Genomic DNA, 24,196 nt, shown 5'->3' on the forward strand with positions numbered 1-24,196 from the left:
GTACCTGTAGACGAGTGGGGCGGCATGGGGCGCGCATGATAGCGCGTTGGCCAGAAACGCCAAGGGCCGCCCGCAGGCAGCCCTTGGTGTACACGTCAGCCGGAGCTTAGTGCTTGTCCATACCCAGTTTCTTTTCCAGGTAATGGATGTTCACGCCACCGTTGCAGAAACCCGCGTCGCGGGTCAGGTCGCGGTGCAGCGGCACGTTGGTCTTGATGCCGTCGACCACGATCTCGTCCAGGGCGTTGCGCATGCGCGCCATGGCTTCGTCACGGCTGTTGCCGTAGGCGATGACCTTGCCGATCAGCGAGTCGTAGTTCGGCGGTACCGCGTAGCCGCTGTACAAGTGGGAATCGACACGGATGCCGTTGCCACCCGGGGCGTGGAAGTGCTTGACGCGGCCGGGGCTGGGCATGAAGGTCGCCGGGTCTTCGGCGTTGATCCGGCATTCCAGCGCGTGGCCACGGACCACCACGTCTTCCTGCTTGATCGACAGCTTGTTGCCGGCGGCGATGCTGAGCATCTCCTTGACGATGTCCACGCCGGTGATCATTTCGGTCACCGGGTGTTCGACCTGCACGCGGGTGTTCATCTCGATGAAGTAGAAACGACCGTCTTCATAGAGGAACTCGAAGGTGCCGGCGCCGCGGTAGCCGATCTCGATGCAGGCATCCACGCAGCGCTTGAGCACTTCGGCGCGGGCCTTCTCGTCGATCAGCGGAGCGGGGGCTTCTTCCAGCACCTTCTGGTGACGGCGCTGCAGCGAGCAGTCGCGGTCGTAGAGGTGGATGGCGTTGCCCTGGCCGTCGGCCAGCACCTGGACTTCGACGTGGCGCGGATTGCCGAGGAACTTCTCCAGGTAGACCATCGAGTTGCCGAAGGCGGCACCGGCTTCGGTGCGGGTCAGCTTGGCCGACTTGATCAGGTCTTCTTCCTTGTGCACCACACGCATGCCGCGACCACCACCGCCACCGGCGGCCTTGATGATCACCGGGTAGCCGACTTCGCGGGCGATGCGCAGGGCTTCCTGCTCATCTTCCGGCAGCGGACCCTGGGAGCCCGGAACCACGGGCACGCCAGACTTGATCATGGCTTCCTTGGCGGACACCTTGTCGCCCATCAGGCGAATGGTGTCGGCTTTCGGGCCGACAAAGGCAAAGCCGGAGCGCTCGACCTGCTCGGCGAAGTCGGCGTTCTCGGCCAGGAAGCCGTAGCCCGGGTGGATCGCGGTGGCGCCGGTGACTTCGGCGGCGGCGATGATCGCCGGGATGGACAGATAGGACTGCGCGGCGTTGGCCGGGCCGATGCAAACCGACTCGTCAGCCAGCGACAGGTGCATCAGCTCGCGGTCGGCGGTGGAGTGCACCGCGACGGTCTTGATGCCCATTTCCTTGCAGGCGCGCAGCACGCGCAGGGCAATCTCGCCACGGTTGGCAATGAGGACTTTTTCCAGCTGCATCGCAGGTTCCCCGCGCATCAGACGATGGTGAACAGCGGCTGGTCGAATTCCACCGGCTGACCGTTTTCCACCAGGATGGATTCGATGACCCCACTGGCCTCGGCCTCGATGTGGTTCATCATCTTCATCGCTTCAACGATGCACAGGATGTCGCCCTTCTTCACGCTCTGGCCCACTTCCACGAACGAGGCGGAGGTCGGGGAGGCGGCGCGGTAGAAGGTGCCGACCATCGGCGAGCGGACCACGTGACCGTTCAGCTTGGCGGCGGCCGGAGCGGCCTCGGCGACCGGAGCGGCGACTGCGGCGACGGGGGCCGGGGCGGCGACCGGAGCCGGCGCGGCGTAGACGTGCTGGGCGACCTTGCCGCTGTTGCGGCTGATGCGCACGGATTCTTCGCCTTCGCGAATTTCCAGTTCGTCGATACCGGACTCTTCCAGCAGCTCGATCAGTTTCTTGACTTTACGGATATCCATTAAGCAATCACTCCCAGGTAGGGTCAGGGGCGTTCAAGGTGTTCCAGTGCCGCCTCCAGGGCCAGGCGGTAGCCGCTGGCGCCGAGACCGCAGATCACTCCCACCGCCACGTCGGAGAAGTAGGAGTGATGTCGGAAAGGTTCACGTTTATGCACGTTGGACAGGTGAACTTCGATGAATGGGATGCTCACTCCCAGCAGCGCGTCACGTATCGCAACGCTGGTGTGCGTAAAAGCCGCCGGATTGATGAGGATGAAGTCCACGCCCTGTTCGCGGGCGGCGTGGATACGCTCGATCAGCAGGTGTTCGGCGTTGCTTTGCAGGTAGTGCAGCTCATGGCCGGCGGCGCGGGCGCGCTGTTGCAGATCGGTGTTGATCTGCTCCAGGGTGGTGGCGCCATAGATGCCGGGCTCGCGAGTGCCCAGCAGATTGAGATTGGGACCGTGCAGCACCAGCAGGGTGGCCATGAGCAAACCTTGTGCGGGAAGAGGAGGCGGCGACTATGCCGGGAACCGGCACGGCTGTCCATAAGCCAACAGTAGTCGGCCCATTGCCGGGCGATGGGCGAAATTGGCCGAAAGATGGGCGGGTTCGCGGCTGGCGAGGCGGAATCCGACCGGCCGGTCGTCCCGCTGGCGGGCGACTGGCCGTTGGGGCTTACAGGCGGGAGGCGGCCTGGCGCAGGCGCTCGCCGAATTGCGCGGCGGTGGTCTCGCCGACCACGCGCAAATCCAGCCATTCGTCGCCGGCGGGAGCGAACAGTTGCAGGGCTGGCGGGCCGAACAGCTGGTAGCGGTCCAGCAGCGTGCGCTGGGCGGCGTCGCTGCGCGTGATGTCGAAGCGCAGCAGCCGATAGCCGCTCAGTTGTTCACGGATCTGCGGCGCTTCGAGCACTTCGCGTTCGATCACTTTGCAGCTCACACACCAGTCGGCGTACCAGTCCAGCAGCACCGGCTGGCCGGCGGCGCGGGCGGCGGCCAGGGCGGCGTCCAGTGCGGCGGGCTGGTCGAGGGTCAGCCAGGTGTCACTCTGCGCGCGGGCCGATGGCGCCGCGCTGCTGGCTTCCAGCCGGCCCAGCGGGCGCAGCGGATCGGATTCGCCCTGCAGGGCGCCGACCCAGGCGCTCAGGCCGTAGACCAGCAGGGCCAGTCCGGCCAGTTGACCGAGCTTCTGGCGGCCCGGCTTGGGGATGAATTCCAGGGCGCCGAGCCACAGCGCGGTGCCGACCGCCAGCAGGCCCCACAGCGCCAGGGACAGCGGGCCCGGCAGTACGCGCTCCAGCAGCCAGATCGAGACCGCCAGCAGCATGACGCCGAAGGCGTTGCGCACGCCGACCATCCAGGGGCCGGACTTGGGCAGCAGCGCGCCACCACCGGCGCCGAACAGCACCAGCGGCGTGCCCATGCCCAGGCCCAGGGCCAGCAGCTTCAGGCCGCCGCCGAGCGCATCGCCGCTGCTGCTGATGTACAGCAGTGCGGCGGCCAGCGGCGCGGAGACGCACGGCGAGACCAGCAGGCTGGACAGCACGCCGAGGGCCGCCGCGCCGAGCAGCGAGCCGCCGCGCGCCTGGCCGGCCAGGCGGTCCAGCGGCGTGCGCAGGAAGGCGGGCAGGCGCAATTCGAAGGTGCCGAACATGGCCAGGGCGAACAGCGCGAAGAAGGCGGCGAACGGCGCCAGCACCCAGGGCGACTGCAGGCGCGCCTGCAGGTTGAGGCCGGCGCCGAACAGGCCCATCAGCGCGCCAAGCACGGCGAAGCAGATCGCCATCGGCAGCACGTAGGCCAGCGACAGGCTCAGGCCGCGCAGGCCGCCCACCTGACCGCGCAGCACCACGCCGGAGAGGATCGGCAGCATAGGCAGCACGCAGGGGGTGAAGGTCAGGCCCAGGCCGGCCAGGAAGAACAGCGCCAGGCTGCTCCAGTCCAGTGGCGCGCCGCCGGGGTCGCCGATCGTCAGTTCGCGGGTTTCCGGCGGATAGCACAGGCCCAGGTCGGCGCAGCCCTGATAGCCGACCCGCAGGGTGAAGCCGCGGCCTTGCGGGTTGTCCACGGCCAGGCTGATCTCGGTGATGCCGTAGTGGGCCTCGATCTCGCCGAAGTACTCGTCGACCTTCTTCTCGCCGGGGGGAATCCGCGGCTCGCCCAGCGTCACGCCAGGGGTGTCGGTGGCGAAGCGGAACTGGTGGCGGTACAGGTAGTAGCCGTCGGCGTTGCTGAAGCGCAGGCGCACCTGCTGCGGGGTGGAGTCCAGCAGTTCCAGGCGGAAGGCCTTGTCCACGGGCAGGAAATCGCTGCTGTTGTTCAGGGCGCCGCTTAGCAGCGGCTGGGCGCGCGGGGCCTCGGGCAGGGCGGCCAGCGTGGGCAGGCTGAACAGCAGAAAGAGGATAAACAGCAGGCGGCGCATGGGCGTCTCGTCACAACGCAGGGAGCCGGCATGATACCCGACTCGCCGGCACGGGGGCGCGACGTGGCGTCGCAAGAGATTACGGGCTGCGGCGGCCCGCGCCGTGCTGGGCTTTGCCTGGGCGCCCCGGCTATAATCGCCGCCTTTTCCCGACTTGCAGACCCGAATCATGACCGAGTCCGTGCTCGACTACATGAACCGCCTGGGCCGCGCCGCGCGCGAGGCCTCGCGGATCACCGCGCGCGCCACCACCGCGCAGAAGAACAGCGCCCTGCTGGCCGCCGCCCGCGCCCTGGATGCGGCACGCGATGCGCTGCTGGCCGCCAATGCCCAGGACCTGGCCGCCGGCCGCGAAAACGGCCTGGACGACGCGATGCTTGACCGCCTGGCGCTGACCCCGGCGCGCATCGACGAGATGATCGAAGGCCTGCGCCAGGTGGCGACCCTGCCGGATCCGATCGGCACCATCCGCGACATGCGCTACCTGCCTTCCGGCATCCAGGTCGGCAAGATGCGCGTGCCGCTCGGTGTGATCGGCATCATCTACGAGTCGCGGCCCAACGTGACCATCGACGCCGCCAGCCTGTGCCTGAAGTCCGGCAACGCCACCATCCTGCGTGGCGGTTCCGAGGCGATTCATTCCAACCGCGCCATCGCCGAATGCATCCAGCAGGGCCTGGCCGAGGCCGGCCTGCCGGCCGCCTGCGTGCAGGTGGTGGAAACCACTGACCGCGCCGCCGTGGGCGCGCTGATCAGCATGCCGGACTACGTGGACGTGATCGTCCCGCGCGGCGGCAAGGGGCTGATCGAGCGCATCAGTCGCGACGCCCGGGTGCCGGTGATCAAGCATCTGGACGGCGTCTGCCACGTTTACATCGACGTCGCCGCCGACCTCGACAAGGCCATCCGCGTGGCCGACAACGCCAAGACCCAGCGCTACGCGCCGTGCAACGCCATGGAAACCCTGCTGGTGCACGCCGGCATCGCCGAGCGCGTGCTGCCGCCGCTGGCTGCCATCTACCGCGCCAAGGGCGTGGAACTGCGTGGCTGCCCGGCGACCCGCGCGCTGCTCGGCGCCGATGTGCGCGAAGCGAGCGAGGACGACTGGTTCGCCGAATACAACGCGCCGATCCTGGCGATCCGCATCGTGGACTCGCTGGATGCCGCCATCGAGCACATCAACCACTACGGCTCGCAGCACACCGACGCGATCATCACCGAGAACTTCAGCGATGCGCGGCGCTTCCTCACCGAGGTGGATTCCAGCTCGGTGATGGTCAATGCCTCCACGCGCTTTGCCGACGGCTTCGAGTACGGGCTGGGCGCCGAGATCGGCATCTCCACCGACAAGCTGCACGCCCGCGGCCCGGTTGGCCTGGAAGGCCTGACCAGCGAGAAGTACGTGGTGTACGGCGACGGGCACGTGCGCGGCTGATGGTGCGGCGCGTCGGCATTCTGGGCGGCACCTTCGATCCGGTGCACATCGGCCACCTGCGCGGCGCGCTGGAGGTCGCGGAGTTGTTCGCCCTCGATGAAGTGCGCCTGATCCCCAGCGCCCGGCCGCCGCACCGGGATGCTCCGCAGGTGTCCGCCGAGGACCGCCTGGCCATGGTGCGCCGTGCGGTGGAAGGCGTGCCGGGCCTGACCGTCGATGATCGCGAGCTGCGCCGCGAACGTCCCTCCTATACCATCGACACCCTGGAATCCCTGCGCAGCGAGCTGGCCGCCGACGACCAGCTGTTTCTGGTGCTGGGCTGGGACGCCTTCTGCGGCCTGCCGAGCTGGCACCGCTGGGAAGAACTGCTGCTGCATTGCCACCTGCTGGTGCTGCAGCGACCGGACGCCGACGTGGAAGCGCCGGATGCGTTGCGCAACCTGCTGGCCGCGCGCAGCGTGAGCGATCCGCAGGCACTCTGCGGGCCGGGCGGGCAGATTGCCTTCGTCTGGCAGACGCCGCTGGAAATTTCCGCGACCCAGTTGCGCGAACGGCTGGCGCAGGGTCGCTCGATCCGTTTTCTGGTGCCGGACGCGGTGCTGGCCTACATCCAGGCGCACGGGCTGTACCCGGCGTCCCCGTGAACCCTTTTTCATACGAGTATTGATATGCAGAACGAACAACTGGTCCAGATCGCGGTCGACGCGCTGGAAGACATGAAGGCCCAGAACATCACCGTCATCGATGTGCGCGGCAAGACCAGCGTCACCGATTTCATGGTGATCGCCAGCGGTACCTCCAACCGGCAGGTCAAGTCGATGGCCGACAACGTCATCGAGAAGGTCAAGGCGCAGGGCAAGCGCCCGCTGGGCTGCGAAGGCATGGAAGGCGGCGAGTGGGTGCTGATCGACCTGGGTGACGTGGTGGTGCACACCATGCAGACCGCCACCCGCGAGTTCTATGACCTGGAGCGCCTGTGGCGTGGCGCCGAGCAGAGCCGCGCCAGCCATGGCGGCGAGCAAGAGCAAGAGTAAGCCGTGAAGCTGCGCCTGATCGCCGTCGGCTCGCGCATGCCGCGCTGGGTCGAGGAGGGCTGGCAGGAGTACGTCAAGCGCCTGCCCGCCGAGCTGAGCCTGGAACTGGTGGAGGTTCCCCTGCACACGCGCGGCAAGAACGCCGACGTGGCGCGGCTGATCCGCCAGGAAGGCGAGGCCATGCTGGCCAAGGTGCAGCCGGGCGAGCGCATCCTCACCCTGGAGGTGCAGGGCAAGGCCTGGAGCACCGAGCAACTGGCCAGTGAACTGGATCGCTGGCGTCTGGAGGCGCGGACTGTCAATCTGATGGTCGGCGGTCCGGAAGGCCTGGCGCCCGAGGTCTGCGCCCGCAGCGAGCAGCGCTGGTCCCTGTCGCCGCTGACCTTGCCGCACCCGCTGGTGCGCATCCTGGTCGGCGAACAGATCTATCGCGCCTGGACCCTGCTCAGCGGACACCCCTATCACAAGTAGCGTGTAGTACCGATGCCGGATTCGCTCTTCATGCAGGACCACGAACGCGACGCCCGCCTGGTGCGGCGGCGCATGCTCGTGGGCGCGCTGGCGGTCGGGTTGCTCACGCTGATGCTGATCGGGCGCATGTACTACCTGCAGGTGGTCCAGTACGAACACCATTCCACGCTGTCGGAAAGCAACCGCGTGCACGTGCAGCCGATCCCGCCCAACCGGGGGCTGATCTATGACCGCAACGGCGTGATCCTCGCCGAGAACCGACCGAGCTTCAGTCTGACCGTGACCCGCGAGCGGGCCAAGGACTGGCAGGCCGAGCTGGATCGAGTGGTGGAGATTCTCGGCCTGGGCGAGAGCGAGCGGGCACTCTTCGAGAAACGCGTGCGTCAGGGGCGGCGGCCGTTCGAGCCGGTGCCGATCATGTTCGAGCTGTCCGAAGAGCAGATCGCGCGCATCGCGGTGAACCAGTTCCAGCTGCCGGGCGTGGAGGTGACCGCCCAACTGGTGCGCCACTACCCGCAACAGGAACACTTTGTCCACTCGGTGGGCTACGTCGGGCGCATCAACGAGCAGGAGCTCAAGCGCCTGGACCCGATCAACTACAGTGGCACCCACCACACGGGCAAGACCGGCCTGGAGCGCTTCTACGAGGATGAGCTGCACGGCACGGTCGGCTACGAGGAAGTCGAGACCAATGCCCGGGGGCGGGTGCTGCGGGTACTCAAACGCACGCCGCCGGTGCCCGGCAAGGATCTGGTGCTGACCCTCGACAGCCGCCTGCAGGCCGCCGCCGAGGCCGCCCTGGGCGGCCGGCGCGGCGCGGTGGTGGCCATCGAACCGGCCAGTGGCGAGGTGCTGGCGGTGGTCAGCCAACCGAGCTTCGACCCCAACCTGTTCGTCACCGGCATCAGTTTCCGCAAGTACGCCGAGCTCAGCGAGTCCATCGACCGGCCGCTGTACAACCGGGTGATGCGCGGCCTCTATCCGCCGGGTTCGACCATCAAGCCGATGGTGATCGTGGCCGGCCTGGACACCAATGCCATCACTCCGCAGACCAAGGTATTCGACCCCGGTTACTACCAGTTGCCCAACGTGTCGCACAAATACCGCAACTGGAACCGCTACGGCGACGGCTGGGTGGATCTGGAGCTGGCCATCGCCCGCTCCAACGACACCTATTTCTACGACCTGGCCCACAAGCTGGGCATCGATCAGCTGCACGATTACATGACCCGTTTCGGTTTCGGCACCCGGGTCGCCCTGGACATCTTCGAGGAAACCGCCGGCCTGATGCCGTCGCGTGATTGGAAACAGCGTCGCTACCGGCAGGTATGGTATCCGGGCGAAACGCTGATTCTCGGCATCGGCCAGGGCTACATGCAGGCCACGCCGCTGCAGCTGGCCCAGGCCACTGCGCTGATGGCCACGCGCGGCAAGTGGATCCGCCCGCGCCTGGCCAAGACCGTCGGTGGCGTGCCGCCGGTGGATGGCAATCCGGTGCCCGACATCGAGTTGCGCGATCCGCGCTACTGGGATTACGCCCGCCAGGGCATGGAGTCGGTGGTGCATGGCGCGCGCGGAACGGCGCGGCGCATCGGCCTGGACTCCCCGTATCGCATTGCCGGCAAGAGTGGCACCGCCCAGGTGGTGGCCATCAAGCAGGGCGAGAAGTACGACAGCGAGAAGCTGGAGGAGCGGCATCGCGACCACGCGCTGTTCATCGCCTACGCGCCGGCGGACGACCCGAGGATCGCCGTGGCGGTGATGGTGGAGAATGGTGAATCGGGCAGCGGCGTGGCCGGTCCGGTGGCCCGTCAGGTGATGGATGCCTGGCTGCTGGATGATCAGGGCCAGCTCAAGCCTTCGTTCGCTCCGCCGCAAGCCCCGAAGGTGGTGAACAACCGTGGCAACTGAATTCAATCGCTCCCTCTCCGATTACGATCCGCTGAGCCGCCGCGCCAGCCTGCTGCAGCGCCTGCACATCGACGGCCTGCTGCTGCTGCTGTTGCTGACGCTGGCGGCGGCGAGCCTGTTCATCCTCTATTCGGCCAGCGGCAAGAACGTCGACATGGTGATGAAGCAGGCCACCTCGTTCGGTATCGGCTTGCTGGCCATGCTGCTGATCGCCCAGCTCGATCCGCGCTTCATGGCCCGCTGGATTCCCTTCGGCTACGGGTTCGGGCTGCTGCTGCTGCTCTGGGTGGAACTGTTCGGCTACACCGCCATGGGCGCCACGCGCTGGATCAACATTCCGGGGGTGATTCGCTTCCAGCCGGCGGAGCTGATGAAGATTCTCATGCCGGCGACCGTCGCCTGGTACCTGGCCCGCTACAACCTGCCGCCGAGCCTGAAACATACCGCCTGGGCACTGGTGCTGATCGGTATGCCCTTCATACTTATCCTCAAGCAGCCGGACCTGGGCACCTCGCTGCTGATCCTCGCCTCCGGCGCCTTCGTGATGTTCGTCGCCGGTCTGCGCTGGCGCTGGGTGCTCGGTGCCAGCGCCGCCGCGGTGCCGGTGGCGGTGTTCATGTGGCTGTTCGTGATGCACCAGTATCAGAAGCAGCGCGTGCTGACCTTCCTCGATCCGGAAAGCGATCCGCTGGGAACCGGCTGGAACATCATCCAGTCCAAGGCGGCGATCGGCTCGGGCGGCGTGTTCGGCAAGGGTTGGTTGCAGGGCACCCAGTCGCACCTCGACTTTTTGCCGGAAAGCCATACCGACTTTATCATTGCCGTGCTTGGCGAAGAGTTCGGTCTGGTCGGCATCTGCCTGCTGCTGCTGCTCTATCTGCTGGTGCTGGCTCGTGGCATGGTCATCACCGTGCAGGCGCAGAGCCTGTTCGGCAAGCTGTGGGCCGGCGGTCTGACGCTGACCTTCTTCGTCTACGTGTTCGTCAACATCGGCATGGTCAGCGGTCTGTTGCCGGTGGTGGGGGTGCCGCTGCCTTTCATCAGCTACGGTGGTACGTCACTGGTCACCCTGCTGTCCGGATTTGGGGTTCTCATGGCGATCCACACCCATCGCAAGTGGATTGCGTAATGTTCAGGGCCGCTATGCGCAAAACTGTCCAACGAATCATCCATGGCCTGCTGGGCCTGTGCGCCACGGGCTGTGTGTCCGTGAGCGGTGCCGCCGGCGGCGATTACCAGGATGCGCCGCAGGTGCGCCAGCTGATCGAGGAGATGACCCTCAGTCATGGCTTCGCCGCCGAGCAGCTGGAAGCGCTGTTCACCGAGGCCGAGCGCAAGCCGGTGATTCTCGAAGCCATCTCCCGGCCCGCCGAACGGGTCAAGCCGTGGAGCGAGTACCGGCCGATCTTCCTCACCGAGGCGCGCATCGCCCGTGGCGTGGACTTCTGGCGCGAGCACGAGGCGGCGCTGAGCCGCGCCGAGCGCGACTATGGCGTGCCGGCCGAAGTGATCGTCGCCATCATCGGCGTGGAAACCTTCTACGGTCGCAACACCGGCAGCTATCGGGTGCTGGATGCGCTGTCCACCCTGTGCTTCGACTACCCGCCGCGCGCGCCATTCTTCTGCCAGCAACTGCGCGAATTCCTGCTGCTGTCCCGCGAGGAACAGGTCGATCCGCTGCGCCTGAAGGGCTCCTACGCCGGGGCCATGGGGCTGCCGCAGTTCATGCCGGGCAGTTTCCGCGCCTATGCCGTGGATTTCGACGGCGATGGCCGCATCGACATCTGGAACAACCCGGTGGACGCGATCGGCAGCGTGGCCAGTTATTTCAAGCGCCACGGCTGGGTCAGCGGGGCCGGCGTGGTCAGCCGCGCCCGGGTCGAGGGCGAGCGGGTCGAGGAGGGCATCAGTCCCGGCCTCGAAGCGCAGCTGAGCGTGGCCGAACTGCGTGCGCTGGGTTGGCATGCCGAGCCGGCGGTCGACGACGCGCTGCCGGCGACCGCCATCCGCTTCGACGGCGAGGCAGGCGCGGAATACTGGCTGGGCCTGCCGAACTTCTATGTGATCACCCGCTACAACCGCAGCGCCATGTATGCGATGGCCGTGCATCAGCTGGGTGAGGCGCTGGCGCAGGCGCGGGGGGTACGTTGATGCGATTGCTGCACCTGACGCTGTTGGCCGGCCTGCTGCTGGCGGGTTGTTCGGGTCCGCCGAGCGGGACGCCGTCCGGTGGCGCCACGGACTATACGCGTCCGCACAAGGACGGCGCGCCCTGGTGGGACGTGGATGTTTCCAAGGTTCCCGACGCCGTGCCGATGCCCCATTACGGGCGCGTCAAGGCGAATCCCTACACGGTGCTGGGCAAAAGCTATTACCCGATGAGCGACGCCCGCACCTACCGCGAGACCGGCACGGCGTCCTGGTATGGCACCAAGTTCCACGATCAGCTCACCGCCAACGGCGAGCGCTACGATCTGTACGGCATGACCGCCGCCCACAAGACCCTGCCGCTGCCCAGCTATGTGCGCGTCACCAACCTGGACAACGGCCGAAAGGTGGTGCTGCGCGTCAATGACCGTGGCCCCTTCTATTCCGACCGCATCATCGACCTGTCCTTCGCGGCGGCCAAAAAGCTCGGCTTCGCCGAGAGCGGCACGGCGCGGGTACATGTGGAAGGCATCGACCCCTACCAGTGGTGGGCCGAGCGCGGCCAGCCGGTTCCTCGTGCGGCGGCCCAGCCGGCGGCGGGATCGTACGCTTCGGGCGCGCCGGGTCAGGTCGAACAGTACGTGCCGCCGCCCGCCCAGCATGCCGCCGCAGTTCTGCCGGTGCAGGTGGGCACGCCCGCCTCGGCCGTTCCCGACAGGGGCTTCTACCTGCAGGTCGGTGCCTTCGCCAATCCCGACGCCGCCGAACTGCTGCGGGCGCAGCTGAGCGAAACGGTAGCGGTTCCGGTTTTCATCAGTTCCGTGGTCCATAATCGCCAAGTGCTGCATCGCGTGCGGTTGGGACCCATCGGCAGCTCCGGCGAGGCGCAGCGCCTGCAGCAGAGCGTGCGCCTGGCCAATCTGGGCGCTCCCCAGCTGGTGCGCCCCGACTGAGCGGGGCGTTGCCGGTTCTGTGACGAAACACGTGGTTACTTCCACGTCGTGAACTAACGTTCTTTTCACCGGTCTGATGGGGCTTTGGCCTCATGGCTTCGTTTTGACTTTTTTTGCAGGGAGAAGGATGAACATCTTCAGTTTTGCCCCCCGTGTACTGGCGTCCTTCCTGGCGTTCGGTGTTTCCATGAGCTGGGCCGCCGAGCCGATCATTCCCGCCGCGCCGCAACTGGCGGCCAAGTCCTACGTGCTGATGGACGCCGCCAGCGGCCAGATCCTGGTCGAGCAAAACGCCGACGAGCGCCTGCCGCCGGCCAGCCTCACCAAGCTGATGACCGCCTACATCGCCACCTTGGAAATCAATCGCGGGCAGATCCGCGAGGAGGATCTGGTCCGGGTCAGCGAAAAGGCCTGGCGCACCGGCGGTTCGCGCATGTTCATCCAGGTCGGCAGTGAGGTGTCGGTCAACGACCTGCTGCACGGGGTGATCATCCAGTCCGGCAATGACGCCAGCGTGGCGCTGGCCGAACACATCGCCGGTAGCGAGGAGGCCTTCGCCGACCTGATGAACCAGCAGGCCGATCGCCTCGGGCTGGACAACACCCAGTTCCGCAACGCCACCGGGCTGCCGCACCCGGAGCATTACTCCTCTGCGCATGACATGGCCAAGCTGGCGCGCGCGATCATCTACGACGATCCCCAGCATTACGCCCTCTACAAGCAGAAGGAATTCTTCTGGAACAACATCCGCCAGCCCAACCGCAACCTTCTGCTGTGGCGCGATTCGACGGTGGATGGGCTGAAGACCGGGCACACCGACGAGGCGGGTTACTGCCTGGTGGCATCCGCCGAGCGCGATGGCCAGCGGCTGATCACCGCGGTATTCGGCACCAGCGGCGAGGAGGCGCGCTCGGCCGAGACGCAGAAGCTGCTCACCTACGGGTTCCGCTTCTTCGAAACCCGCACCTTCTACGAGAAGGGCCAGGCCCTCACCCGGGCCCGGGTCTGGAAGGGCGCGGAGGACGAGATCCAGGCCGGCCTGCGCGAGAACCTTACCCTGACCGTGCCGCGCGGCCGCAGCCAGCAGCTGCAGGCAACGCTGCAGCTGGACCGCCAACTGATGGCTCCGATCGAGCAGGGCGCAGTGATCGGCAAGGTAGAGGTGCGCGATGGCGACCAGCTGATCCACAGCGCGGACCTGATCGCCCTGGAAGGGGTGGAGCAGGGTGGCTTTTTCGCCCGCCTCTGGGATAGTATCCGACTGTTTTTCTACGGCTTGTTCAACTGACCGGTCGTAGCGACGACAGCCCGCCCACCGGCGGGCTGTCGTGCTTGTGGATCACGAGTCCATTCTTGGGGAAGTTGTAGTTATGACCCATTCCGACGTTCAGGCTCCCAGGATCGAATTTCCCTGCGAGCATTATCCCATCAAGGTGATCGGCGATGCCGGCGAAGGCTTCGCCGCACTGGTCATCGACATCATGCGCCGGCATGTCGCCGACTTCGATGAAGGCAGCCTGGTGCTGCGGGACAGCAGCAAGGGGCGCTTCATGTCCGTGCAGGTGCTGATCACCGCTTCCAGTACCGACCAGCTGCAGGCCATCCACATGGATCTGCGCGCCACCGGGCGCGTGCACATGGTGCTCTGATGGAGCCCAGGCTGCTGGGGGTGCGCGAGCTCGGTCTGGTGGATTACCTGCCGACCTGGCAGGCCATGCAGCGCTTCACCCAGGAACGTGACGAACGAACCGGCGATGAGATCTGGCTGCTCCAGCATCCGTCGGTATTCACCCAGGGCCAGGCCGGCAAGGCCGAACACGTGCTGTTTCCGGGCGACATTCCGGTGGTGCAGGTGGACCGTGGCGGCCAGGTGACCTATCACGGCCCCGGCCAACTGGTGATCTATCTGCTGATCGATGTGCGCCGCCACGACCTGGGCGTGCGCGACCTGGTCAGCCGCATCGAGCAGAGCCTGGTCGACCTGCTGGCCAGCTACGGCGTGACGGCGGCGGCGCGCCCCGACGCGCCCGGCGTCTACGTCGACGGCGCCAAGATCGCCTCGCTGGGGCTGCGCATTCGCCGTGGCTGCTCCTTCCATGGCCTGGCGCTGAACCTGGACATGGACATGGAGCCCTTCCGGCGCATCAACCCCTGTGGCTATGCCGGCCTGGCCATGACCCAGCTGCGTGAGCTGTTGGGGCGACCCATCGATTTTCCCGAGGTGAGTGCCCGCCTGCGCGATCAGCTCGTCACACACCTCGACTATGCAGGTTTCAAGGCCCTCGAGGGCGGGATCGAATCGCTATGAGCAGTCAGGAAAACGCCGGCAAGCCGGCCAAGCTGGAAACGGGCACCAAGCTGCGTGGCGCCGAGAAGGTGGCGCGCATTCCGGTCAAGGTCATCCCCACCGAGGAACTGCCGAAGAAACCGGACTGGATCCGGGTTCGCGTACCGGTGTCGCCCGAGGTGGACCGGATCAAACAACTGCTGCGCAAGCATCGCCTGCACAGCGTCTGTGAAGAGGCCTCCTGCCCGAACCTGGGCGAGTGTTTCTCCGGTGGCACCGCCACCTTCATGATCATGGGCGACATCTGTACCCGTCGCTGCCCGTTCTGCGACGTCGGCCACGGCCGGCCCAAGCCGCTGGATGCCGACGAGCCGATGAACCTGGCGCAGGCCATCGCCGACCTGCGCCTGCGCTACGTGGTGATCACCTCGGTGGACCGCGACGACCTGCGCGACGGCGGCGCCCAGCATTTCGCCGACTGCCTGCGCGAGATCCGCAAGCTGTCGCCCAACGTGCAGCTGGAAACCCTGGTGCCGGACTATCGCGGCCGCATGGACATCGCCCTGGATATCACCGCCACCGAGCCGCCGGACGTGTTCAACCACAATCTGGAAACCGTGCCGCGCCTGTACAAGGCGTCGCGCCCGGGTTCGGACTTCGAGTGGTCGCTGGACCTGCTGGAAAACTTCAAGAAGCGCGTGCCGGGCGTGCCGACCAAGTCCGGCCTGATGCTCGGCCTGGGCGAGACCGACGAGGAAGTGATCGAGGTGATGCACCGTCTGCGCGAGCACGACGTGGACATGCTGACCCTCGGCCAGTACCTGCAGCCGTCGCGCGAGCACCTCGCCGTGCAGCGCTTCGTGCATCCGGACACCTTCGCCTGGTTCGCCGAGGAAGGCGCGAAGATGGGCTTCAAGAACGTCGCCTCCGGCCCGCTGGTGCGCTCCTCCTACCACGCCGACCAGCAGGCGCATGGCGGGAAGATCAACTGATCCGCTGCGGAAACGAAAAGGCGATCCTCGGATCGCCTTTTCGTTCTGCATGGGCTGTGGGAGCGGACTTGTCCGCGAGCTCTTCGTGCAGGCCGCACCCCGAAGCTCGCGAGTGAATTCGCTCCCACAGTCCTTGCCGGCTACCGCCTGCCGGTCTCCCGGCGCAGCCGCTTGAGCAGCGAGGAACTGGCAAAGCCGTCGGCGGCCAGGCCGTGGTCCATCTGGAAAGCGCGGATCGCCTGTCGACTGTTGGCGCCGATGATGCCGTCCGGCTCGCCCAGCGTATAACCCAGACGGGTGAGGCGCTCCTGCAGTTCGATGCGCTCGGCCCGGGACAGCGGCCGCTCGTGGTAGGGCCAGCGGGCGGAGATTTCGCCGTTGCCGCTCAGCCGATCGCCGAACAGGCCGATGGCCATGCCGTAGGCGCTGGAGTTGTTGTACTTGAGGATGGCGCGGAAGTTCGCCAGGGTCAGGAAGGCCGGCCCCAGGTGTCCGGCCGGCAGCAGCAGGCTGGCTTCCTGGTCCCCGTACTGCGGCGGCAGGTCGGGAATGGAAACGCCCAGTTGCTGCCATTCCAGCAGGGTCTTGCGTGCCTGGGGATCGGCATGGGAATAGTCGAAATTGGCCGGCAGGCCGACCTCGAATCCCCAGGGCTGGCCCAGTCGCCAGCCGGAACGCTGCAGGTAGTGGGCGGTGGAGGCGAGCGCATCGGCGGTCGAGTTCCAGATGTCGCGCCGCCCGTCGCCGTCGAAGTCCACCGCGTAACGCTGGTAGGTGGTGGGAATGAACTGGGTCTGGCCCATGGCGCCGGCCCAGGAACCGCGCATGCGGCGCGGGGTGATGTCGCCCTGCTGAAGGATCTGCAGGGCGGCGATGAGCTGCTGATGGGCGAATTCCGGGCGACGCCCCTCATGGGCCAGGGTGGCCAGTGAACGGATCACCGACTTGCTGCCCTGGGTCTGGCCGAAGTTGCTCTCCAGGCCCCAGATGGCCACCAGCGTCTGGCGGTCCACGCCATAGTGCTGCTCGATGCGGTGTAGCAGGGCGGCGTGTTCTTCCAGCAGTTGCTCGGCGCGCGCCAGGCGGCGCAGCGACAGGGCGCCGTCCAGGTATTCCCAGATCGGTCGGGTGAATTCCGGTTGGCTGCGGTCGGCCTTGATCACCTCGGCGTCGGGGCGCAGGCCGCGCAGGGCGGCGTCGAGAATGTCCGGGGCGATGCCGGCGTGCAGCGCCTCGCGGCGAAACTCGGCGAGCCAGGCGGCAAAACTGATGTGTTCCTCGCGCATTTCGGCGAGGCTCCGGCGGGGCTCGGCGCTGGAGGAAAGCGGCAGGCTGACGGCGAAGAGCAGGAGAGCGACGGAGGCGATCAGCAGGGGAGGCCGTAGGGCGGCCGGAAAGAACGGCATGCGAAGCGGTCTCGAAATCGACTTATGGAACAAGACCTTATCATGGCTGAAAAAATTCAGGCGGCCAGAACGACGGAAGCCTCCCAGTTGTGCTGGGAGGCTTCGCGACGGTAGCTGCCCTTGCCCTTTTTCGGCTGTTCCTGGCGGCTGCGGAACAGGGGCTGGGCGACGAGGGACTTGGCCTTGTTTGGCCGCTTGGGTTGTTTGGCCATGCAGGTTCTCCAGTGGGTCGGTGACTGGCGCGCATCATAGGGGTTGTGCAGAAATTGTCCAGCGTGATCTGGTTTGTTGCCGTAGGCGGTCGGCGCTGTCCGGCCGCCAGGGTGTGTCCGCCGCGGCGGCCGAGAAAGACGTTGTCCGCCCTATAGGTTCGGCAGCGGCAAACGCAGCCCGGCGATCTGCAGGGTCAGGCTGGCCAGCCCCGCCCAGGGGTCGCCGGCGGCCTGGCCCTTGATCTGCGCGTCGATGCGCTGGGCGTCGCGCAGCAGCTGGCCCCAGCGGCTGGCGCTGTGGCGTTGCAGCGCGCGGGAAAGCAGCGGGCGGCGCTTGTCCCACACCGGCGGCCGGCACTGGGCGAAGGCGCGCTCCAGCGGCAGGCCCTGCTCATGCTGGAATGCCAGGTTGGCCAACTGGCGTACCTCGCGGGCCAGCGCCCAGAGAATCACCGGCGCCTCCAGTCCCTCGCCGCGCAGGCCTTCCAGCATGCGCAGCGCGTGCGGCGCCTGTCCGGCCAGGGCGGCGTCGATCAGGCCGAAGACGTCGAAGCGCGCGCTGTCGGCCACGGCGGCCTGCACGGTGTCCGCATCGATCTTCTGCCCCTCGGCCAACAACTTGAGCTTTTCGATTTCCTGCACGGCGGCCAGCAGATTGCCTTCCACCCGCGCGGCGATCAGCTCCACCGCCTCCGGAGTGGCGGCGAGACCCGCCTGGCCCAGGCGCTGGTTGATCCATTGCGGCAACTGCTGGGCATCCACTGGCCAGATCTGCACGAACTGGCTGGCCTGACCCTCGATCAGCGCCTTGGCCCATTTGGTCTTCTGGCTGCTGCCATCCAGCTTGGGCAGCTGCAGCAGCAGCACGGTGTCCTCGGCAGGGCGCGCCAGGTAATCGAGCAGGGCGCTGGCGCCCTTGTCGCCGGGCTTGCCGGACGGCAGGCGCAGTTCGATCAGGCGCTTTTCGGCGAACAGCGACAGGCTGGCGCCCGCCTCGTAGAGCTGGCCCCAGTCGAAGTTGGCTTCCGCATGGAATACCTGGCGTTCGCCGAAGCCCTGACTGCGGGCGGCGGCGCGAATGGCATCGCAGGCCTCCTGGCAGAGCAGCGGCTCGTCGCCGCTGACCGCGTACACGGGCGCCAGCGACCCTTGCAGATGCTTGCCGAGCTGGGCCGGAGACAGCTTCATGGAGCGGCGCGCTGTTCGGCCTGCGCCTTGGCCGTGGCCTGGGCGTCGAGGCGTTCGAGCTCGGCGGGGGAGAGCACCTGCAGGCGGCGCACCAGTTGCTGTAGCAGATCGCGGCGCATTTCCTCCAGCTGTTGCTGGCGTTCCTGCTCCGAGCCGATCAGGTTGTTCTGGTCGTGGGCCACCACCTTCTGGGTTTCCAGGCGGTTTTCCAGCAGGGGGTGCTGGCGGCTGCGGATCTGGTAATCCAGTGCGGCGGTCAGCTCGTATTCGGCGCTGCGTGCGCCGCTGGTGAAGCTGGCGGTGCGCTGGTCGACTTCTTCTTCCAGCAGCACCAGTTGGTAGGGCGCGCCCGGATGGACACGCACGCCACGGGTCTCCAGCAGCGTGCGCAACTGGCGGGCGGCGTCGCCGTAGCGGTCCTCGGCGCGCAGGTCCAGCTCGCGCAGGGCGAACGCCTCGCCGCCGCCGGTGCCGCGCAGCTGGAAACCGCAGGCGCCGAGCAGCAGCGTGGCGGCGAGGATCAGCAGGAAGCGATGCGGCATCGGGCGGTCTCCTGAGCGATCGCCCCGGCGGCGCCGGGGCGGATGGCGCGGTTAGTTGGCGACGATGTTGACCAGCTTGCCGGGTACCACGATCACCTTGCGAATCGTCAGGCCTTCAGTAAAGCGCAGGACGTTCTCGTTGGCGCGGGCGGCGGCTTCCACGGCTTCGCGGCTGGCGCTGGCCGGCACGTCGATCTGGCCGCGCAGCTTGCCGTTGACCTGCACCACCAGGGTCAGGGTGTCCTGCACCAGGGCGCTTTCGTCGACGCTCGGCCAGGCGGCGTCGATGATGTCGCCAGCCTTGCCCAGTTGCTGCCACAGCGCGTGGCAGATGTGCGGGGTGATCGGCGCGAGCAGCAGGGCCACGGTTTCCAGGCCCTCCTGCAGCAGGGCGCGGTCCTGTGCGCTGGCGGTCGGGGCCTTCTCCAGCACGTTCATCAGCGTCATCACCTGGGCGATGGCGGTGTTGAACTTGTGGTTCTGGCCGACATCGGTGCTGGCCTGCTTGATGGCGAGGTGAATGGCGCGGCGCACGGCCTTCTGCTCGTCGGCCAGGCTGGCGAGATCCAGCGCACCCGGCAGGCCGGCGCTGACATGGTTGTGGGCCAGACGCCAGACGCGGCGCAGGAAGCGGTTGGCGCCCTCGACGCCGGCGTCCGACCACTCGCAGCTCATGTCCGGCGGCGAAGCGAACATCATGAACAGGCGGCAGGTGTCGGCGCCGTAGGCGTCGATCATCGCCTGCGGGTCCACGCCGTTGTTCTTGGACTTGGACATCTTCTCCACGCCGCCGATTTCCACCGGCAGGCCGTCGCTCTTCAGCTTGGCGGCCACGATCTTGGCCTTGCTGTCGCGCTCGATTTCCACATCCGCCGGGTTGAACCAGTCCTTGCCGCCGTTGGGCAGGCTGCGGTAGTAGGTTTCGGCGACCACCATGCCCTGGGTCAGCAGGTTGGTGAACGGCTCATCGGAGCTGACCAGGCCTTCGTCGCGCATCAGCTTGTGGAAGAAGCGCGCATACAGCAGGTGCAGGATGGCGTGCTCGATGCCGCCGATGTACTGGTCGACCGGCAGCCAGTGGTTGGCGGCAGCCGGGTCGACCATGCCCTGGTCATACTGCGGCGAGGCGTAGCGGGCGAAGTACCAGGACGATTCCACGAAGGTGTCCATGGTGTCGGTTTCGCGCTTGGCCGCAGTGCCGCACTTCGGGCAGGTGCAGGTGTAGAACTCCGGCATCTTGGCCAGCGGCGAGCCGGTGCCGTCCGGCACCACGTCCTCGGGCAGCACGACCGGCAGCTGGTCTTCCGGCACCGGCACGTCGCCACAGCTCGGGCAGTGGATGATCGGGATCGGGCAGCCCCAGTAGCGCTGGCGGCTGATGCCCCAGTCGCGCAGGCGGAACTGGGTCTTGCGGGCGCCGTGCTCGGCGGCTTCCAGGTCGGCGACGATGGCGTCGAAGGCGGCCTGGAACTCCAGGTTGTCGTACTGGGCGGAATTGACGGTGGTCAGACCGCTCTTGTCGGCGTACCAGTCCTGCCACTCGCTGGCGCTGAAGTCCTTGCCGTCGGCGCGGTACACCTGAACGATCGGCAGGCGGTACTTGTTGGCGAATTCGAAGTCGCGCTCGTCATGGGCCGGCACGGCCATCACGGCGCCTTCGCCATAGCCCCACAGCACGTAGTTGGCCACGAACACCGGCAGCTTTTGGCCGTTGAGCGGGTGGATGACGAACTGCCCGGTGGGCATGCCCTTCTTTTCCATGGTGGCCATGTCGGCCTCGGCCACGGAGCCGGCCTTGCATTCGGCGATGAACGCGGCCAGTTCGGCATTGTTCTCGGCGGCGCGGATCGCCAGCGGGTGCTCGGCGGCCACAGCCACGTAGGTGGCGCCCATCAGGGTGTCCGGGCGGGTCGAGTAGACCTTCAGCTGGCCGTCGGTGCCGATGCTGTCGACGTCATAGTCGAAGACGATGTCGGCACCGAAGCTCTTGCCGATCCAGTTGCGCTGCATGGTCTTGACCTGCTCGGGCCAGCCATCGAGCTTGTCCAGGTCGGCGAGCAGCTCTTCCGCGTAGGCGGTGATGCGGAAGTAGTACATGGGGATCTCGCGCTTCTCGACCAGCGCGCCGGAGCGCCAGCCGCGCCCGTCGATCACCTGCTCGTTGGCCAGCACGGTCTGGTCCACCGGGTCCCAGTTCACGGTGCCGTTCTTGCGGTAGATCACGCCCTTCTCGAACAGGCGGGTGAACAGCCACTGTTCCCAGCGGTAGTAGTCCGGCTTGCAGGTGGTGACTTCGCGCGACCAGTCGATCGCCAGGCCCAGGCTCTTCAGCTGGGATTTCATGTAGGCGATGTTCTCGTAGGTCCACTTGGCCGGCGCCACCTGGTTCTTCATGGCGGCGTTTTCGGCCGGCATGCCGAAGGCGTCCCAGCCCATCGGTTGCAGCACGTTCTTGCCCAGCATGCGCTGGTAGCGGGCAATCACGTCGCCGATGGTGTAGTTGCGCACGTGCCCCATGTGCAGCTTGCCGCTCGGGTAGGGGAACATCGACAGGCAGTAGTAGGTGTCCTTGCCGGGCTGTTCGCCGACCTTGAAGGAGTCCTTGGCGTCCCAGTGGGACTGCGCGGCGGGTTCGATTTCGCTGGGCTGATACTGTTCGTGCATGGCTACTGGCGCTGGGAAGGGGAGGGAATTCGAAAGCCCGCTAGCATACATGACCCCCCTTCGACTAGGGAAACTGAGTATGCCGGCGAGCGGTGATTGGCATCAGGCGCGCGGTTGCCGAACGCGCCGATACAGCGCCCAGCCCAGCATGGCTGCCAGCAGCAGTGCCATGGGCCAGCCGCGCCAGCGCAGATAGGGCGTCAGGCCCTGCATCGGCACCACGTCACCACGCAGGGTGGCCTGTTCGAACTGCGGCAACTGCTGGCTGATGCGTCCGTGCGGATCGATCAGCGCGGTGACGCCGTTGTTGGTGGCGCGGATCATCCAGCGTCCGGCTTCCAGGGCGCGCATCTGCGCCATCTGCAGGTGCTGCAGCGGGCCGATGGAGGAGCCGAACCAGGTGTCGTTGCTGACGGTGAGCAGGATGTCGCTCTGCGCCGCCAGGCCGGCGGCGAATTCCGGGTAGACCACTTCGTAGCAGATGAACGGTGCCAACTGGTAACCGCGCGCCTGCAGCAGCGGCTGATCGGCCGTGCCCCGCGCGAAATCGGACATCGGCAGGTTGAAGAACTCGATCAGGCCGCGCAGCACATCCTGCAGCGGTACGTACTCGCCGAACGGCACCAGTTTCTGCTTCAGGTAGGTGCCGGAGCCCTCGCCCAGGCTGGTCAGACCGTTGTAGTAGCGCAGCTCGCCCTCGGCGTTCGGCTGGCGCACGGGCAGGCCGGTGATCAGTGCGGCATTGCGTTCGCGGGCATGCTCGCCCAAGGCCGCCAGATAGGGCTCCACATGGTGGCGCAGCACCGGCACGGCGGTTTCCGGCCAGACGATCAGGTCCGCCCGGGGCGCGGCCAGGGTCAGGTCGCGGTACAGCGCCAATTGGGCATTGAGCTGCTGCGGCTCCCACTTGAGCAGTTGCGGCACATTGCCCTGGATGGCGACGACGCTGAGCGGCTCGCCCTTGGGCGTGGTCCAGCTGTAGCCGCCCAGCAGCAGACCGAGCAGCCAGGGGGCGAACAGCAGCAGCCGCGCGGTGCCCAGCAGCAGTTTGCTGTCGCGTACGCGGGCCAGCTCGACGATCAGCGTGGCGGACAGCACCAGCAGGAAAGACAGCAGCCACACCCCGCCCAGCGGCGCCAGGCTGGCCAGCGGGCCGTACAGCTGGCTGTAGCCGGCATACAGCCAGGGGAAGCCGGTGAGAAACCAGCCGCGGAAGGCTTCCAGCGCCACCCAGAGCGCGGCGAAGGCCAGGGCGTCGATCAGCGGCGTGCCGCTGCGCAGCCAGCGCGCCCATAGCCAGGCCAGCAGCGCGAACAGCAGGCCGAGTCCGGCGACAAAGGCCACGGTGAGCAGCAATGCCAGCGGCACCGAGGCGGCGCCGTAGTCATGGATGCTGACGTAGACCCAACTGGTGCCGGCAGCAAACACCCCGAAGCCGTAGAACCAGCCGCGCGCCACGGCGGCGCGGCCGCTGACGTGGCGCAGGCCCAGGTAGAACAGGGCGATGGACAGCAGCAGCAGCGGCCACAGATCGAAGGGCGAGAAGGCCAGCGGCGTCAGGGCGCCGGCGGCCAGGGCGATGACATGGCCGATCCAGCCGGGCTGGGTGATCCAGCGCATGGGCAATCCTTGTGCGAATACGGAGGAGCCGGGAGGCTAGCGGCAATGCGCGCTGGGAGGCAAGGGTGGGCGGGGTGCGAAGCAATCGCGGCTGAAGCCGCTCCTACAAAAAAACGGTGCTGATCCGTAGGAGCGACTTCAGTCGCGAGTTCTTGGTCCTGTTAGGACTCCATCGGCGTCATGCGCAGCAGGTGCACGTTCTGGCTGTCGGCGGTGAGGATGCGGAAGCGGTAGCCGCCGATCTCGGTCACTTCGTTGCGCTTGGGCAGATGGCCGAAGGCGTTGACCACCAGGCCGCCGACGTTTTCGAAGGTTTCCTCGGGGAATTCGCTCTCGAAAAACTCGTTGAAGCTGTCCAGCGGGGTCTGCGCCTTGACGATGAAGTCGCCGCTGGGCAGTGGCTTGATATAGCTGTCTTCCTCGACATCGTGCTCGTCCTCGATGTCGCCGACGATCTGCTCCAGCACGTCCTCGATGGTCACCAGGCCGGCGACACCGCCGTACTCGTCGATCACCAGGGCCATGTGGTTGCGGGTGCTGCGAAATTCCCTGAGCAGTACGTTGAGGCGCTTGGACTCCGGCACGAAGGTGACCGGGCGCAGCACCGAGCGCAGATCGAAGGGCTGGTCGGGCTGCTGCAGCATCATCGGCACCAGGTCCTTGGCCAGCAGGATGCCGAGTACGTCGGCGGGGCCTTCGCCAATCACCGGATAGCGGGAGTGCGCGGCCTCGATGATCATCGGCAGGAACTCGCGGGGCGACTGGTCGGCACGGATGCTGACCATCTGCGAGCGCGGCACCATGATGTCGCGTGCCTGCAGGTCGGCGACCTGGATGGCGCCCTCGACGATGGAGAGGGCCTGCCGGTCGAGCAGGTGGTTTTCGTGGGCATCCTGGAGAACCTCCAGGAGTTCCTCGCGGTTGCGAGGCTCATGGACAAAGGCCTGGGTGATCCGTTCCAGCCAGGACCTGTGTTCACTAGATCGATCTACGCTCAT

The 24,196-nt window shown here is 66.8% G+C and carries 23 protein-coding genes; 12 read left to right on the plus strand and 11 right to left on the minus strand.

What is annotated here, in order from left to right; all coding sequences use genetic code 11:
- Positions 1–106 precede the first annotated feature (106 nt).
- The 4 genes from accC to dsbD form a co-directional block, all read right to left on the minus strand.
- Positions 107–1,459 carry an acetyl-CoA carboxylase biotin carboxylase subunit gene (accC, locus tag VL129_RS08060; protein WP_325411864.1) on the minus strand — a complete coding sequence of 451 codons (1,353 nt, stop codon included), beginning with the start codon at positions 1,457–1,459 and terminating at the stop codon, positions 107–109.
- A 17-nt stretch (positions 1,460–1,476) separates the two neighbouring features.
- On the minus strand, positions 1,477–1,932 hold the full coding sequence (gene accB / locus VL129_RS08065) for an acetyl-CoA carboxylase biotin carboxyl carrier protein (protein ID WP_325411866.1): 456 nt from the start codon (positions 1,930–1,932) through the stop codon (positions 1,477–1,479).
- Between the two features lie 23 nt (positions 1,933–1,955).
- Positions 1,956–2,399 carry a type II 3-dehydroquinate dehydratase gene (gene aroQ, locus VL129_RS08070; RefSeq protein WP_325411868.1) on the minus strand — a complete coding sequence of 148 codons (444 nt, stop codon included), beginning with the start codon at positions 2,397–2,399 and terminating at the stop codon, positions 1,956–1,958.
- Between the two features lie 190 nt (positions 2,400–2,589).
- Positions 2,590–4,335 (minus strand): protein-disulfide reductase DsbD, encoded by a 1,746-nt coding sequence (dsbD, locus tag VL129_RS08075; protein WP_325411870.1) that lies wholly within the window; start codon positions 4,333–4,335, stop codon positions 2,590–2,592.
- A 169-nt stretch (positions 4,336–4,504) separates the two neighbouring features.
- Here dsbD and VL129_RS08080 point away from each other — a divergent pair, with 169 nt between their 5' ends.
- From VL129_RS08080 to lipA, 12 genes are all read left to right on the plus strand, one after another.
- A complete protein-coding gene (locus VL129_RS08080) occupies positions 4,505–5,770 on the plus strand; it encodes a glutamate-5-semialdehyde dehydrogenase (RefSeq protein WP_325411872.1) in 1,266 nt (421 codons plus the stop codon).
- The gene (gene nadD, locus VL129_RS08085) at positions 5,770–6,414 is read left to right on the plus strand and encodes a nicotinate-nucleotide adenylyltransferase (RefSeq protein WP_325411874.1); all 645 of its coding nucleotides are present in this window, start codon (positions 5,770–5,772) and stop codon (positions 6,412–6,414) included. The genes VL129_RS08080 and nadD overlap by 1 nt, the downstream gene beginning before the upstream one ends.
- Positions 6,415–6,438: 24 nt before the next feature.
- Positions 6,439–6,804 (plus strand): ribosome silencing factor, encoded by a 366-nt coding sequence (gene rsfS / locus VL129_RS08090; protein ID WP_325411876.1) that lies wholly within the window; start codon positions 6,439–6,441, stop codon positions 6,802–6,804.
- 3 nt (positions 6,805–6,807) lie between these two features.
- Positions 6,808–7,275, plus strand: a complete 468-nt coding sequence (gene rlmH / locus VL129_RS08095; RefSeq protein WP_325411879.1) for a 23S rRNA (pseudouridine(1915)-N(3))-methyltransferase RlmH — start codon at positions 6,808–6,810, stop codon at positions 7,273–7,275.
- A gap of 12 nt (positions 7,276–7,287) precedes the next feature.
- On the plus strand, positions 7,288–9,186 hold the full coding sequence (gene mrdA, locus VL129_RS08100; RefSeq protein WP_325411880.1) for a penicillin-binding protein 2: 1,899 nt from the start codon (positions 7,288–7,290) through the stop codon (positions 9,184–9,186).
- Between the two features lie 31 nt (positions 9,187–9,217).
- Positions 9,218–10,315 carry a rod shape-determining protein RodA gene (rodA, locus tag VL129_RS08105; RefSeq protein ID WP_325412098.1) on the plus strand — a complete coding sequence of 366 codons (1,098 nt, stop codon included), beginning with the start codon at positions 9,218–9,220 and terminating at the stop codon, positions 10,313–10,315.
- Positions 10,316–10,329: 14 nt separating this feature from the next.
- Positions 10,330–11,337, plus strand: a complete 1,008-nt coding sequence (gene mltB, locus VL129_RS08110) for a lytic murein transglycosylase B (RefSeq protein ID WP_325411882.1) — start codon at positions 10,330–10,332, stop codon at positions 11,335–11,337.
- On the plus strand, positions 11,337–12,287 hold the full coding sequence (locus tag VL129_RS08115) for a septal ring lytic transglycosylase RlpA family protein (RefSeq protein WP_325411883.1): 951 nt from the start codon (positions 11,337–11,339) through the stop codon (positions 12,285–12,287). Before mltB ends, VL129_RS08115 begins: the two co-directional genes overlap by 1 nt.
- Positions 12,288–12,414: 127 nt before the next feature.
- Positions 12,415–13,575: a D-alanyl-D-alanine carboxypeptidase family protein gene (locus tag VL129_RS08120; protein ID WP_414705168.1), complete on the plus strand. Its 1,161-nt coding sequence runs from the start codon at positions 12,415–12,417 to the stop codon at positions 13,573–13,575.
- Positions 13,576–13,657: 82 nt separating this feature from the next.
- The gene (locus tag VL129_RS08125) at positions 13,658–13,936 is read left to right on the plus strand and encodes a DUF493 domain-containing protein (protein WP_325411885.1); all 279 of its coding nucleotides are present in this window, start codon (positions 13,658–13,660) and stop codon (positions 13,934–13,936) included.
- A complete protein-coding gene (gene lipB, locus VL129_RS08130; RefSeq protein WP_325411887.1) occupies positions 13,936–14,595 on the plus strand; it encodes a lipoyl(octanoyl) transferase LipB in 660 nt (219 codons plus the stop codon). The genes VL129_RS08125 and lipB overlap by 1 nt, the downstream gene beginning before the upstream one ends.
- Positions 14,592–15,566: a lipoyl synthase gene (lipA, locus tag VL129_RS08135; protein ID WP_325411889.1), complete on the plus strand. Its 975-nt coding sequence runs from the start codon at positions 14,592–14,594 to the stop codon at positions 15,564–15,566. The genes lipB and lipA overlap by 4 nt, the downstream gene beginning before the upstream one ends.
- Positions 15,567–15,706: 140 nt before the next feature.
- Here lipA and VL129_RS08140 read toward each other — a convergent pair whose 3' ends face one another.
- From VL129_RS08140 to VL129_RS08170, 7 genes are all read right to left on the minus strand, one after another.
- Positions 15,707–16,972 (minus strand): lytic murein transglycosylase, encoded by a 1,266-nt coding sequence (locus VL129_RS08140; protein ID WP_325411891.1) that lies wholly within the window; start codon positions 16,970–16,972, stop codon positions 15,707–15,709.
- Between the two features lie 56 nt (positions 16,973–17,028).
- On the minus strand, positions 17,029–17,184 hold the full coding sequence (gene arfA, locus VL129_RS08145) for an alternative ribosome rescue factor ArfA (protein WP_325411893.1): 156 nt from the start codon (positions 17,182–17,184) through the stop codon (positions 17,029–17,031).
- Between the two features lie 150 nt (positions 17,185–17,334).
- On the minus strand, positions 17,335–18,372 hold the full coding sequence (gene holA / locus VL129_RS08150; protein ID WP_325411895.1) for a DNA polymerase III subunit delta: 1,038 nt from the start codon (positions 18,370–18,372) through the stop codon (positions 17,335–17,337).
- The gene (locus tag VL129_RS08155; RefSeq protein WP_325411897.1) at positions 18,369–18,914 is read right to left on the minus strand and encodes an LPS-assembly lipoprotein LptE; all 546 of its coding nucleotides are present in this window, start codon (positions 18,912–18,914) and stop codon (positions 18,369–18,371) included. Before VL129_RS08155 ends, holA begins: the two co-directional genes overlap by 4 nt.
- Positions 18,915–18,965: 51 nt before the next feature.
- Positions 18,966–21,578, minus strand: coding sequence for a leucine--tRNA ligase (gene leuS / locus VL129_RS08160; RefSeq protein WP_325411899.1), 2,613 nt, complete (start codon positions 21,576–21,578; stop codon positions 18,966–18,968).
- Between the two features lie 102 nt (positions 21,579–21,680).
- Complete coding sequence (gene lnt / locus VL129_RS08165; RefSeq protein ID WP_325411901.1) at positions 21,681–23,198, minus strand: apolipoprotein N-acyltransferase; 1,518 nt, start codon at positions 23,196–23,198, stop codon at positions 21,681–21,683.
- A 161-nt stretch (positions 23,199–23,359) separates the two neighbouring features.
- Positions 23,360–24,196, minus strand: coding sequence for an HlyC/CorC family transporter (locus tag VL129_RS08170; protein WP_325411903.1), 837 nt, complete (start codon positions 24,194–24,196; stop codon positions 23,360–23,362).

This window comes from Pseudomonas sp., assembly GCF_035497915.1.
Taxonomy (GTDB): domain Bacteria; phylum Pseudomonadota; class Gammaproteobacteria; order Pseudomonadales; family Pseudomonadaceae; genus Serpens.

Coding starts and splice junctions, on each gene's coding strand:
- VL129_RS08080 (WP_325411872.1), top strand. CDS start 4,505: ATGACCGAGTCCGTGCTCGACTACATGAACCGCCTGGGCCGCGCCGCG.
- mrdA (WP_325411880.1), top strand. CDS start 7,288: ATGCCGGATTCGCTCTTCATGCAGGACCACGAACGCGACGCCCGCCTG.
- VL129_RS08115 (WP_325411883.1), top strand. CDS start 11,337: ATGCGATTGCTGCACCTGACGCTGTTGGCCGGCCTGCTGCTGGCGGGT.
- accC (WP_325411864.1), bottom strand. CDS start 1,459: ATGCAGCTGGAAAAAGTCCTCATTGCCAACCGTGGCGAGATTGCCCTG.
- aroQ (WP_325411868.1), bottom strand. CDS start 2,399: ATGGCCACCCTGCTGGTGCTGCACGGTCCCAATCTCAATCTGCTGGGC.
- holA (WP_325411895.1), bottom strand. CDS start 18,372: ATGAAGCTGTCTCCGGCCCAGCTCGGCAAGCATCTGCAAGGGTCGCTG.
- lipA (WP_325411889.1), top strand. CDS start 14,592: ATGAGCAGTCAGGAAAACGCCGGCAAGCCGGCCAAGCTGGAAACGGGC.
- rsfS (WP_325411876.1), top strand. CDS start 6,439: ATGCAGAACGAACAACTGGTCCAGATCGCGGTCGACGCGCTGGAAGAC.
- lnt (WP_325411901.1), bottom strand. CDS start 23,198: ATGCGCTGGATCACCCAGCCCGGCTGGATCGGCCATGTCATCGCCCTG.
- mltB (WP_325411882.1), top strand. CDS start 10,330: ATGCGCAAAACTGTCCAACGAATCATCCATGGCCTGCTGGGCCTGTGC.
- lipB (WP_325411887.1), top strand. CDS start 13,936: ATGGAGCCCAGGCTGCTGGGGGTGCGCGAGCTCGGTCTGGTGGATTAC.
- VL129_RS08120 (WP_414705168.1), top strand. CDS start 12,415: ATGAACATCTTCAGTTTTGCCCCCCGTGTACTGGCGTCCTTCCTGGCG.
- dsbD (WP_325411870.1), bottom strand. CDS start 4,335: ATGCGCCGCCTGCTGTTTATCCTCTTTCTGCTGTTCAGCCTGCCCACG.
- VL129_RS08170 (WP_325411903.1), bottom strand. CDS start 24,196: ATGAGCGTAGATCGATCTAGTGAACACAGGTCCTGGCTGGAACGGATC.
- leuS (WP_325411899.1), bottom strand. CDS start 21,578: ATGCACGAACAGTATCAGCCCAGCGAAATCGAACCCGCCGCGCAGTCC.
- nadD (WP_325411874.1), top strand. CDS start 5,770: ATGGTGCGGCGCGTCGGCATTCTGGGCGGCACCTTCGATCCGGTGCAC.
- VL129_RS08155 (WP_325411897.1), bottom strand. CDS start 18,914: ATGCCGCATCGCTTCCTGCTGATCCTCGCCGCCACGCTGCTGCTCGGC.
- VL129_RS08140 (WP_325411891.1), bottom strand. CDS start 16,972: ATGCCGTTCTTTCCGGCCGCCCTACGGCCTCCCCTGCTGATCGCCTCC.
- VL129_RS08125 (WP_325411885.1), top strand. CDS start 13,658: ATGACCCATTCCGACGTTCAGGCTCCCAGGATCGAATTTCCCTGCGAG.
- arfA (WP_325411893.1), bottom strand. CDS start 17,184: ATGGCCAAACAACCCAAGCGGCCAAACAAGGCCAAGTCCCTCGTCGCC.
- accB (WP_325411866.1), bottom strand. CDS start 1,932: ATGGATATCCGTAAAGTCAAGAAACTGATCGAGCTGCTGGAAGAGTCC.